The following is an 11,552-nucleotide window of genomic DNA, read 5'->3' on the forward strand; positions in this document are numbered from 1 at the left end:
CGCACGCCGAGAGTTCACACGCTCCGAACCTCGCGACTCCGGAACCCCCGAACAAACTGGCTATGCTCACGCCATGGCCGCTCTCGGATGGCTCACTCCCCGTAGGCGCTCCGCCACGGCGCGGAGCGTTTTGGCAGGCGAGGCCTCGGCGGAGGCAGCACGCAAGTCCTCACAGGAGGCTGCCGGCACGACCGAGGAACCGCAGTTCCCGGTCCACGGCGACGACCGGGCCGCCGCCTTCTTCGACCTGGACAACACCGTCATGCAGGGCGCCGCCCTCTTCCACTTCGGCCGTGGCCTGTACAAACGGAAGTTCTTCGAGACCCGCGAGCTCGCCCGCTTCGCCTGGCAGCAGGCCTGGTTCCGGCTGGCCGGGGTCGAGGACCCCGAGCACATGCAGGAGGCCCGCGACTCGGCCCTGTCCATCGTCAAGGGCCACCGCGTCGCCGAGCTCCAGTCGATCGGCGAGGAGATCTACGACGAGTACATGGCCGAGCGCATCTGGCCCGGCACCCGGGCCCTGGCCCAGGCCCATCTGGACGCGGGCCAGAAGGTGTGGCTCGTGACGGCTGCCCCCGTCGAGATCGCCCAGGTCATCGCCCGCCGCCTGGGCCTGACCGGCGCCCTCGGCACGGTCGCCGAGTCCGTCGACGGCGTCTACACCGGCAAGCTGGTCGGCGAACCGCTGCACGGCCCCGCGAAGGCCGAGGCGGTCCGCGCCCTGGCGACGGCGGAGGGCCTGGACCTGGGCCGCTGCGCCGCCTACAGCGACTCGCACAACGACATCCCGATGCTGTCGCTGGTCGGCCACCCCTACGCCATCAACCCGGACTCCAAGCTGCGCAAGCACGCCCGCGAGCTCGACTGGCGGCTGCGCGACTACCGCACCGGCCGCAAGGCGGCCAAGGTCGGCATCCCCGCCGCGGCCGGCGTCGGCGCGGTGGCCGGCGGCACGGCGGCGGCGATCGCCCTGCACCGCCGCCGCCGCTGACGACCGATCAATCCGGGACACCATCGTTTACGGGATGACAGGCCCCGTAAATCCAACTGGCGTACCCCCACAACCTCGCGTCCAGTCCTCTTGGCTGCACACGGCCACAACACGCCCTGGACCGAGCCTCAACCCGAACCTTTCCGATCAACAACCGTTCACGCTCTGGCGCTTGATCCGGCGTCAATCGGTTACGGAAGCGACGTAACCGATGATTTGAGCAACTCGGTGTAGCAGGGCCTATACGAAGCGTTATTCTCCTCAGACGCAAACCGGTACCCCTCCGTCGCTACGACGGGTGAAAGGTCCCGCACTGCACGTGATGGAAGCTCTGCCTCTGGGAGTCCCGTGTACTCACACGTCGGGGTTGACGCCTCGGGCCTGGCTACGCTCCGCGCAACGGTCCTTAACCTGTTGCGCGGCTTCGTCCCCACCGCGTACGCCGCCCCCGCATTCGCCACCGCCGCGCCCGTCGGCCCGTGCTACGCACTGGCCGACGGCAGCGCCGCGGTCGCCAGACGAGGGCGCCCGTCCGGCGCGGCCACCGCCCGCCGGCCCGCCGCGGACAGCGACAGCGCCCGGATGATGGACCTGGTGGAGCGCGCCCAGGCCGGCGAGGCCGACGCCTTCGGCCGCCTCTACGACCAGTACAGCGACACCGTCTACCGGTACATCTACTACCGGGTCGGAGGAAAGGCGACCGCCGAGGACCTCACCAGCGAGACCTTTCTGCGGGCGCTCAGAAGGATCGGCACCTTCACCTGGCAGGGCCGCGACTTCGGCGCCTGGCTCGTCACCATCGCCCGCAACCTGGTCGCCGACCACTTCAAGTCCAGCCGCTTCCGCCTCGAGGTCACCACCGGCGAGATGCTCGACGCCAACGAGGTCGAGCGCTCCCCCGAGGACTCCGTCCTGGAGTCCCTCTCCAACGCCGCCCTGCTCGACGCCGTACGGCGGCTCAACCCTCAGCAGCAGGAGTGCGTGACGCTCCGCTTCCTCCAGGGCCTCTCCGTCGCGGAGACCGCCCGGGTGATGGGCAAGAACGAGGGCGCCATCAAGACCCTCCAGTACCGGGCCGTCCGCACCCTCGCCCGGCTCCTCCCGGAAGACGCCCGCTGACCGGGGCACACCCTCCGCTACGGTCAACTCACGTTCAGTGAAAGTCCGTTGGCTTCGGCATCGGATCATCCGGCGTCCGTAACCCAAGTGCCGCGCCGCTCGTTGTGCGGGATGCAGACTCCCTGTGGTCACCCCCTGGCCGACTCCGGCCACTCGATCGTGTGGTCGTGGTCAGGGTGTGCAACCCTCAGGACCCCCTGGGGAGTCGACCGTCATGACGAGAGGAGGTGCCGCCAGTGATCGCGAACGTATCGGCGCACCGGCGGGCGAACGCCTTCGCCCAGGCCCTTCAGGAGCAGTCCGAGCAGGGCACGGCGGCCGAGCAGTCCGAAGGACCGGCACCGGCGCCGGCTGCTGCGGAACAGACCGAACAGGCACGCCTGCGGGCGCTCGCCTCCGGTCTCGAGGCGCTGCCCAGACCGGAGCTCGACCCGGAGGTCAAGGTCGTCCAACGGGCCCAGCTGGTGGCCGCCTTCGAGGCCATGCTCCAGGAGGGCACCGCGGGAGGCGGGGCGACGGACCGCGCGGTCCCCGAGCAGCGCTCCCCCCGGGGCCGGGGCGCCCACCGCGCGAACTCACTGAAGAAGTTCCGGCCGCGTTCCCGGCTCGCCAAGGGCCTCACCGCGGGCGGGCTCAGCGTCGGCGTGGCCGCGAGCGCCTTCGGCGGAGTCTCCGCCGCCAGCTCCGACGCCCTGCCCGGCGACTCCCTGTACGGCCTCAAGCGCGGCATCGAGGACGTCAAACTCGGCCTGGCCGACGGCGCCGACGAGCGCGGCCGGGTCTATCTCGACCACGCCTCCACCCGGCTCAGCGAAGCCCGACGCCTGATGGAGCGCGGCCGCAGCGGCCCCCTGGACCACGAGTCCCTCGGCGAGATCCGCCGCACCCTGTCCGGCATGCGGCACGACGCGTCGGAAGGCCACCGGCTGCTGAGCGAGGCGTACCAGCGCGACCCGGACTCCCTGGGCCCCATCCAGGCCCTCTCCGCGTTCTCCCGCTCCCACCGCCAGGCCTGGGGCGAGCTGCGCGAGAAGCTCCCCGTCCAGCTCGGGGACGTCGGCGACCAGGTGTCCTCGGTGTTCGACGCCATAGAGGAGGACGTCGCCCCGCTGCGCTCCCTGCTGCCTCCCGAGCCTCCGGCCCGGAGCGGCGGCGGAGGCAGGCATCGGGGCGCCTCCGAGTCGGCCTCCACCGGCTCCTCGGCCACCGACCGGTCGGCCCGCCCCAGCAAGAGCGGCGGCGGCAGCAGCGACAAGGGCGGCACGAGCAGCGGCAGCCCCAGCCGCTCGGCAGGCTCCGGCGGCGAGAGCGACGGCCTGCTCGGCGGCAACACCGGCGGTCTGCTCGACCCTCCGAAGGACAGCGAGGCCAGCACCTCCCCGTCGGCGGTCAGCACCCCGTCCGTCCCCAAGCCGGACGTGACACTCCCGCCGCTCCTGCCCGGCCTGCTGCCCGGGCTGGACATCGACAACGACGACGCGAACTAGACGGCGGTACGACTGTGGGGCGCCCCTCGGCGCCCCACAGTCATGCGTACCGGCTGTCCTGCCGGCTCAGAAGAAGACCGACCGCCGCTGCACCAGCAGCTTGTACAGCGTGTGCTGGATCTGCTCCCTGACCTGGTCGGTCAGGTTGAACATCAGCATCGGGTCCTCGGCCGCCTCCGGCGGATAGCCGTCCGTGGGGATCGGCTCGCCGAACTGGATCGTCCACTTGGTCGGCAGCGGAATCGCCCCGAGCGGTCCGAGCCACGGGAAGGTCGGCGTGATCGGGAAGTACGGGAACCCCAGCAGCCGGGCGACGGTCTTGGCGTTGCCGATCATCGGGTAGATCTCCTCGGCCCCGACGATCGAGCAGGGAATGATCGGCGTCCCGGCACGCAGGGCCGTGGAGACGAAACCGCCGCGGCCGAAGCGCTGCAGCTTGTAGCGGTCCGCGAAGGGCTTGCCGAGGCCCTTGAAGCCCTCCGGCATCACCCCGACCAGTTCGCCCTGCTCCAGCAGCCGCGCCGCGTCCTCGGCACAGGCCAGGGTGTGGCCGAGCTTGCGGGCCAGTTCGTTGACCACCGGCAGCATGAACACCAGATCGGCGGCCAGCAGCCGCAGATGCCGGCCCGCCGGGTGGTTGTCGTGCACGGCGACCTGCATCATCAGGCCGTCCATCGGCAGCGTCCCGGAGTGGTTCGCCACGATCAGCGCACCGCCCTCGGACGGAATGTTCTCGACGCCCTTCACCTCGACCCGGAAGTACGTGTCGTACAGCGGCCGCAGCAGGGACATCAGGACCTGGTCGGTGAGCTCCTCGTCGTAGCCGAAGTCGTCGACCTCGTAGTCCCCGGTGAGGCGGCGGCGCAGGAAGGCCAGGCCGCTCGCGATACGCCGTTCCAGGCCGCCGTCGCCGCCCTCTGGCCCCTCCGGCGGTTGTTCATCGGACGTCACAGGAACATCATCCTGCGGAACAGCCCTGGTGGGCAGGGGCTGCACCTCACGTACCGGCGCGGACTCCGTGCCCGGGCGCCGGCTCCCCGCGCTCCGGCGACGCTGGGGGCGCTGTGCGGCGTTCCCGCGGGACCGGTCGTCGTCGAACGGAATGACCTTGGCATCCGCCATCGTTGATGCGCTCCTCAGTTGGCGCTCTGCGTCGGGGTGTGACCGCCGCCCGCGAGGGGCAGTGCGGCGATCCGGTCGACGGCCCCGGCAAGGGCCTCCGGCGGAAGAAGTCCGGGGCCTTGGCTGCGTGCGAAGTCCGCGAACGTCTCCGCGGTCGTGTACTTGGGCTGGAATCCCAGCGTCTCGCGCATCTGGCCCGTGGCGACGACCCGGCCGTGGGTCAGCAGCCGGATCTGCTCGGGCGAGAAGTCCGTCATGCCCAGCGTACGCACCAGCGAGCCCGCCCAGGTGACGGCAGGCAGCAGCAGGGGCACGGTGGGACGGCCCAGGCGCCGGGAGCACTGGGAGAGCAGCAGGACGCCGTCGCCGGCGATGTTGAAGGTGCCGCTGTTGAGCGTGCCCCGCCGCGGCTCGTGCGAGGCGATCCGCAGCACCTCGATCACGTCGTCCTCGTGCACGAACTGCAGCCGCGGGTCGTAGCCGAACACCGTCGGCAGCACCGGCAGCGAGAAGTACGAGGCGAGCGGGGTGTCGGCGGCCGGGCCCAGGATGTTGGCGAACCGCAGCACGGCCACCGCCACGTCGGGCCGCCGGCGCGCGAAGCCGCGGACGTAGCCCTCGACCTCCACCGTGTCCTTGGCGAAGCCGCCGCTGGGCAGTGACTTGGGCGGGGTCGTCTCGGTGAACACGGCCGGGTCGCGGGGCGCGGACCCGTAGACGTTCGTGCTGGACTTCACGACCAGCCGCTGCACGGCGGGCGACTTCTGGCAGGCACCGAGCAACTGCATGGTGCCGATGACGTTGGTCTCCTTCAGGGAGGCCCGGTTGCCACTGCCCAGCGGCGTGCCCGTCACGTCCAGATGGACGATCGTGTCGGCGCCCGTCTCGGCGAGCACCCGCGCGATCCCGGGCTGCCGGATGTCGGCCTGGACGAAGTCCGCACCGCCCAGATGGTGCTCGGGCGGCACCGCGTCCACCCCGACGACCCGGTCCACGTCGGGGTCACGCTGGATCCGCCGGACGAACCGGCCCCCCAGCTGGCGGGCCACTCCGGTGACGAGCACGACCTTGCCCAAGATCAGCGCCTTCCTTCCAGAACCTCTTGCCCCCGCCGCGTTCCCCCGTGGGGCCAACTTAGCGGGTCGGTGTTGCGCTGTGATGACCGCCCGATGCGTGAAGTGACCAAAGCAGCCGGACGTACGAGCCGATACGCGTGTGGCCCCCCACCGTTAAGTGGGGGGCCACAGCAACGCTCTCGCGGCGTCCGCGTCGCGAACTTACTTCTTGTTGCGACGCTGGACGCGCGTGCGCTTGAGCAGCTTGCGGTGCTTCTTCTTCGCCATCCGCTTGCGCCGCTTCTTGATAACAGAGCCCACGACTACCCTCGCTCACTTCTCATCACTCGGTGTTTGGGCGCCATGGGCCCATACGACCTACGAGGGGCCAGCCTACCCGCCCGAGCGCTGAGGTCGTAATCGAGGAGGCCGGGGGATCCCGAAGTGCCCTGTGAGGATCGCCCCGGCCCAGCCGTCAGGCGGTTTCCACCCCCACGTAACTCTCGCGGAGGTACTCGTGAACCGCTTGCTCCGGGACGCGGAAGGACCGCCCCACACGGATCGCGGGCAGATGACCGCTGTGCACCAGCCGGTACACGGTCATCTTCGACACTCGCATCACCGAGGCGACTTCCGCCACGGTAAGGAACTGAACCTCGTTCAGAGGCCTCTCGCCAGCTGCAGCCATGACACACCTGAACCTTCCGCACTCGACGGCCACCGGCTTCCCCTTCCGGTGACTCTTCGTCGCTGCGTGCTCACTCCCCAATGTAGGGGCGGGTGATGCGAGTGGGGAAGAGGTGCACCCATCGGCGGCCTACTGTGACAGACACGCCCGATTGAGTACGTAGCGGGTAAGCGGCAGGTAGTAATCAGACCGCACGCCGTCATCAAGTGGAACGACGACGGACACGGACCCCTCGGCCTCACCGACGAACGGGGCGGGATCGTCCGTATCGGCCGGCCCGATGGCCTCGAACCCCAGCTGACCTGCCCCGCAGACCCACCCGTGGTCCCCGATCACCAGCTCGGGAAGGGGCCCGCCGGCCTCCGCGGCGACGGCCAGCACGGTACGAACCGGGAGAGGTGAGTGCGTATGTGCGCCGGGCTCACAACCGGGGCGTTCCGTGCCGGGGGCCCGCACCAGCGCGACTCCTCGTACGTAGTCGAGGTTGTAGGTACGTAGGCCGAACCGGGTCGTTATGTCGACACAGCGACCCTGCGCGGGGGTGAGAACCTCACACCCCGCCGCCGACAGCGCGTCTGCCAGAGCGGCGTAGAAACCGAGCAGCCGGTGCGGATGCCCGGTGCCGAACAGCACGGGCGCGCGACGCCCGGCGGCCCCGGCGAGCCGTTCCGCGAAGGCGTCCAGCGCACTCAGCGTCTTCGCCGGATCGATCACGTCCTGGCCGGAAGTACGCCGAAAATCGACTGAAACCCCGCACCGGTCCGCCATCAGGTCGATCAAATCCCGCTGCTCCCAGACCCTTTCGGGATCGATCCCGAGCAGCACCCGCGGGTCCCGGGCAGCGAACAGCCGGTAGCTCCGCAGGCTCTCCTCCCGGGACGTGGCCACGGTCCCGGCGAGACGCGCACCCACCAGGTGCGCACAAAGGGATTCGGGGGTCAGCACCAGAAGATCGTGCGCGACCCGGTCCCCGCATGTCCCGGGAACCGGGGAACACCGCACGGTCGGCCTACCGAGGCCCCCCACCCGGTCAGGCCAGCAGCCCCCGCAGCGGGAAGACCGCCCGCCTGGCCGCCAGCACCGCCTGGTCCAGCCGGTCCGCCGGGTCGTAGCCCTCCTCCCAGCCCGACCACGCGACGGGCCAGCGCCCGTCCGTCATCCGCGCCGGGGCCAACTGCCGCGTCCGGGCGAACACTTCCTGCCGCCAGCCCTCCGGGATCACCGCCTCGGGCTTCACCGCCCGGCCCGCCGCGATCCCGACCAGATGCGTCCACGACCTCGGGACGACGTCCACCACGGCGTAGCCACCCCCGCCCAGGGCCACCCACCGCCCGTCCGCGTACTCGTGCGCCAGGTCGTGACAGGCCACCTGCACCGCCCGCTGCGCGTCCAGCGACACCGCCAGATGCGCCAGCGGATCCTCGAAGTGCGTGTCCGCCCCGTGCTGCGTCACCAGCACCTGCGGCCGGAAGTCGGCGATCAGCTCCGGCACCACCGCGTGGAACGCCCGCAGCCACCCGGCGTCCCCGGTCCCGGCCGGCAGCGCCACGTTCACCGCCGAGCCCTCCGCCGAGTCCGCCCCTGTCTCCTCCGGCCACCCGGTCTGCGGGAAGAGTGTCCGGGGATGCTCGTGCAGCGAGATCGTGAGCACCCGCGGGTCCTCCCAGAACGCCGCCTGCACCCCGTCCCCGTGATGCACGTCGACGTCGACGTACGCCACCCGCTCGGCCCCGAGCTCCAGCAGCCGCGCGATCGCCAGCGACGCGTCGTTGTAGATGCAGAACCCCGACGCACCACCCGGCATCGCGTGGTGCAGCCCGCCCGCGAAGTTCACCGCGTGCAGCGCCTCACCCCGCCACACCGCCTCCGCCGCCCCCACCGACTGCCCGGCGATCAGCGACGACACCTCGTGCATCCCCGCGAACGCCGGATCGTCCATCGTCCCCAGCCCGTACGACTGGTCCGCCGCCCCCGGATCCACCGACGCGGCCTTCACCGCCCGGATGTAGTCCTCCCGGTGGACGAGCCGCAGCGTCGACTCCCCGGCCGCCTTCGCGGCGACCACGTCCACCTCACGGTCCAGCCCGAAGGCGTCGACCAGTCTCCGGGTCAGGGCGAGCCGGACCGGGTCCATCGGATGCCCAGGACCGAAGTCATAGCCCGTCACTGCCTCGTCCCACATCAGCTGTGCGCGACCGCTCATGCCCGCCACCGTATCGGTCCGGTTGAGCGGCGAACGACCTGGCGTACACGAGCGTCACCAGCACCAACACCATCGGCACGAGCATGGCGCCCCGGTAGCTCCACAGATCGCCCAGCGCACCGACCAACGGCGAACCGATCAAAAACCCCACGTAGTTGAAGACGTTCAGCCGCGCCACGGCCGCATCCGAAGCCCCCGGGAACAGCCTGCCCGCCGCCGCGAACGTCTGCGGAACCAGCACACACAACCCCAGCCCCAGCAGCGTGAACCCCAGCATCCCGACCCACGCCCCGGGCGCCCCCGCCACCACGGCGAACCCAGCCGCCGAGACCAGCGCCCCGCCCCGCACGACCGCCACCGCCCCGAACCGCCGCACCCCGAGGTCCCCGATCGCCCGCCCCAGCAGCGTCGTGACCATGTACACGTTGTACGGCACCGTCGCCAGCTGCTCCGAGCTCCCCAGCACGTCCTGGAGGTACTTGGCACTCCAGTTGGAGACCGTCGAGTCCCCGATGTACGCGAAGGTCATCACCAGACAGAGCGGCAACAGCCACTTGAAGACGACGACCTGCCCCTCACCGCCCTGCTCCCCGGCCTTCTCCTCCGCTCCGGCCGCCGCGCCCCGGTCGTCGACGTACCACCGGCTCCCCACCAGCACCGCCGGCAGCAGCACCAGCACGACCGGCAGATACGACATCCACAACGCCAGATCCCAGTGCGCCCCCGCCCACGCCAGCGACGCCCCCACGATCCCGCCCAGGCTGTACGTGGCATGAAAACTGAGCATGATGCTGCGCCCGTACGCCCGCTGCAGACTCACCCCGAGCATGTTCATCGACGCGTCCAGCACCCCGACGGCGAGCCCGAACGCCGCGAGGGCGACACCCAGTTCGACCATCCGCCCCCCGGCCCCGACCCCGAGCAGCGCCAGCAGCACCACGGGCTGGGACCACCGCAGCAACCGGCTCGGCGGCACCCGCTTCACCAGCCGCTCGGTGCTCACGCTCCCGACCCCGGCGAGGATCGGCACAGCGGCCAGGAAGGCCGGCAGCAGCGCGTCGGACACCCCGTACCGGTCCTGGACGGCCGGAATCCGCGTCACGAGCAGAGCGAAGGCGACCCCCTGCACACCGAAGCCGAACGCCAACGAGGCCCTGCCGCGCCGCAGCACATCAGTCATGGCGGCGAGCGTAGGGCCCCGGCTTACCCGTGGGTAGATCCAGCCAAAGGTGAATTTGGCTCAGCTCTACTTGGCGGTCGCGAGATCGGCGGTCGCGAGGTCGGCGGTCACGAGACCCTTGTCAAGAGGCGCGCCCGGGCGACCGGCACCCGTCCGCGACCCCGCCTTCGCCTCCGCGATGACCATGGCGGCCATCGGACCAGCGCCCAGCGCGCCGCCGACCACGAAGCCCGCCCCCATGGCGACGACCATGATCACATTGCCGAGCCACACCATGGTGTTCACCGGCAGGGTGTACGCCCCCACGACCCGCACCACACACTCCGCGAGCAGCACGACGCCCCACACCAGCGAGAACGCCCGCTCGAACCGCCGAAACCGCGCCGACCCGGCATGCAGCCGCGCCCAGGCGGCCTCCCGGCTCGGGTCCCCCTTCACCACCCAGGGCTTCATCCCCGCGGTCATCAACGGCTTGCCGAGCGCCACGGAGACGATGATGCCGATCCCGATCGTGCTGCTGACCGCGCTGTCCTTCGCGATCATCAGTCGCGGGTCGCCGGCCACGAAGCCGAGCAGCAGCGAGACGACGTTCACGAGGAGGATGAGCGCGGCCAGCCCGTTGACCTCACGGGACCTCACCACACCCCACCCGGTCCGCACGGCCGGCACGACGCTGCTCAGGCCGAGCGCCACCAGGGTGCTCATCCCGAGGCCGTTCTTGAGGAGGTAGTACGCCCCGAGGGGCACCGCTACGTCGAGGAGCAACGGCGCGAAGTTCCGCAGCACGCTCCGGCTGTTGGTGTCGCTTCCCTTGGTGTTCCCCGTGTTCGTCGTCATGCACCCAGCTTCGCGGCCGGCACCAGGTCACCGGTAGAAACGATCATCCGGTCCTCGACATGACAAATGTCAGAGCAGCAGGTCAGCCAACTCCCCCATGCCCGAGAAGAGTTGAGTGGCACCCGCGAGCCTGTCGGCCGGCGTCATCGCGGTGAACCCGTACACGTCCATCCCGGCCGCAACGGCCGCCCGCACCCCCAGCGGACTGTCCTCGACGACGACACACCGTTCGGGCGTGACCCCCATCCGCTCGGCGGCGTACAGAAACAGGTCGGGAGCTGGCTTGCCGCGCCCGACGTCCTGCGAGCTGAAGATCCGCCCCTCGTCGAACCACCGGTCGAGCCCGGTCGTCCGGTGCCCCACCCGGATCCGCTCATGGCTCCCGGAGGATGCCACGCAGTACGGCACGGCGTCGGCGGTGAGCTTCTGCAGCACCTCCTCGACGCCGGCCACCGGCTTCAACTCCTCCTCGAAGGCCGCGAAGACCCGCCCGTGGAACACGTCGTCGAAGTCCTCCGGCAACCGCTGCCCGGTCCGTTCCCCGATCAGATCGTGTACGCGGTGCATGGCGGCGCCCATGTAGTCGCGCAGGGAGTCCTCGTAGGACGTGGGGTGCCCGAGCTCGGTCAGATAGGCGGCCAGGAGCCGGTTGGAGATCGGCTCACTGTCGACGAGGACACCGTCATTGTCGAAGATCACGAGGTCATGGCGCATAACTCGAGCCTAAACGCAGAAAACCCCCGCACCGAAAGGTGCGGGGGTTTTCCCAATAATTGTTCGGCGGCGTCCTACTCTCCCACAGGGTCCCCCCTGCAGTACCATCGGCGCTGTAAGGCTTAGCTTCCGGGTTCGGAATGTAACCGGGCGTTT

At 70.4% G+C, this 11,552-nt stretch carries 12 protein-coding genes and 1 rRNA gene; 3 read left to right on the forward strand and 10 right to left on the reverse strand.

All coding sequences use genetic code 11. The features are described from left to right. Positions 1 to 73: 73 nt before the first annotated feature. The 3 genes from ABZ016_RS07020 (at position 74) to ABZ016_RS07030 (ending at position 3,597) form a co-directional block, all read left to right on the forward strand. A complete protein-coding gene (locus ABZ016_RS07020; RefSeq protein ID WP_356915484.1) occupies positions 74 to 991 on the forward strand; it encodes an HAD-IB family hydrolase in 918 nt (305 codons plus the stop codon). A 348-nt stretch (positions 992 to 1,339) separates the two neighbouring features. Further along, positions 1,340 to 2,110, forward strand: a complete 771-nt coding sequence (locus ABZ016_RS07025; RefSeq protein ID WP_356915485.1) for an ECF subfamily RNA polymerase sigma factor, BldN family — start codon at positions 1,340 to 1,342, stop codon at positions 2,108 to 2,110. Positions 2,111 to 2,346: 236 nt separating this feature from the next. Beyond that, positions 2,347 to 3,597, forward strand: coding sequence for a DUF5667 domain-containing protein (locus ABZ016_RS07030; RefSeq protein ID WP_356915486.1), 1,251 nt, complete (start codon positions 2,347 to 2,349; stop codon positions 3,595 to 3,597). Between the two features lie 66 nt (positions 3,598 to 3,663). On the opposite strand, the gene ABZ016_RS07035 is transcribed toward ABZ016_RS07030, so the two are convergent. The 10 genes from ABZ016_RS07035 to rrf all read right to left on the reverse strand — a co-directional run. Then, positions 3,664 to 4,719 carry a lysophospholipid acyltransferase family protein gene (locus ABZ016_RS07035; RefSeq protein ID WP_356915487.1) on the reverse strand — a complete coding sequence of 352 codons (1,056 nt, stop codon included), beginning with the start codon at positions 4,717 to 4,719 and terminating at the stop codon, positions 3,664 to 3,666. A 14-nt stretch (positions 4,720 to 4,733) separates the two neighbouring features. Next, a complete protein-coding gene (locus ABZ016_RS07040; protein WP_356915488.1) occupies positions 4,734 to 5,795 on the reverse strand; it encodes an NAD-dependent epimerase/dehydratase family protein in 1,062 nt (353 codons plus the stop codon). Between the two features lie 201 nt (positions 5,796 to 5,996). Next, entirely contained in the window at positions 5,997 to 6,095 is a 99-nt protein-coding gene (locus ABZ016_RS07045) for an AURKAIP1/COX24 domain-containing protein (RefSeq protein ID WP_003948845.1), read from the reverse strand. 154 nt (positions 6,096 to 6,249) lie between these two features. Then, a complete protein-coding gene (locus ABZ016_RS07050) occupies positions 6,250 to 6,462 on the reverse strand; it encodes a helix-turn-helix domain-containing protein (RefSeq protein ID WP_004984898.1) in 213 nt (70 codons plus the stop codon). Positions 6,463 to 6,591: 129 nt separating this feature from the next. Continuing rightward, positions 6,592 to 7,407 carry a phosphatase gene (locus ABZ016_RS07055; RefSeq protein ID WP_356915489.1) on the reverse strand — a complete coding sequence of 272 codons (816 nt, stop codon included), beginning with the start codon at positions 7,405 to 7,407 and terminating at the stop codon, positions 6,592 to 6,594. A gap of 85 nt (positions 7,408 to 7,492) precedes the next feature. After that, entirely contained in the window at positions 7,493 to 8,665 is a 1,173-nt protein-coding gene (locus ABZ016_RS07060; protein WP_356915490.1) for an acetoin utilization protein AcuC, read from the reverse strand. Next, positions 8,616 to 9,845: an MFS transporter gene (locus ABZ016_RS07065; protein ID WP_356915491.1), complete on the reverse strand. Its 1,230-nt coding sequence runs from the start codon at positions 9,843 to 9,845 to the stop codon at positions 8,616 to 8,618. Before ABZ016_RS07065 ends, ABZ016_RS07060 begins: the two co-directional genes overlap by 50 nt. Positions 9,846 to 9,911: 66 nt before the next feature. Further along, a complete protein-coding gene (locus tag ABZ016_RS07070; protein ID WP_356915492.1) occupies positions 9,912 to 10,682 on the reverse strand; it encodes a VC0807 family protein in 771 nt (256 codons plus the stop codon). Positions 10,683 to 10,751: 69 nt separating this feature from the next. Next, on the reverse strand, positions 10,752 to 11,396 hold the full coding sequence (locus tag ABZ016_RS07075; protein WP_356915493.1) for an HAD family hydrolase: 645 nt from the start codon (positions 11,394 to 11,396) through the stop codon (positions 10,752 to 10,754). Between the two features lie 61 nt (positions 11,397 to 11,457). Continuing rightward, positions 11,458 to 11,552, reverse strand: a 5S ribosomal RNA gene (gene rrf / locus ABZ016_RS07080); the annotation flags it as partial.

The sequence above is a fragment of the Streptomyces sp. NPDC006372 genome, from assembly GCF_040612515.1.
GTDB lineage: Bacteria > Actinomycetota > Actinomycetes > Streptomycetales > Streptomycetaceae > Streptomyces.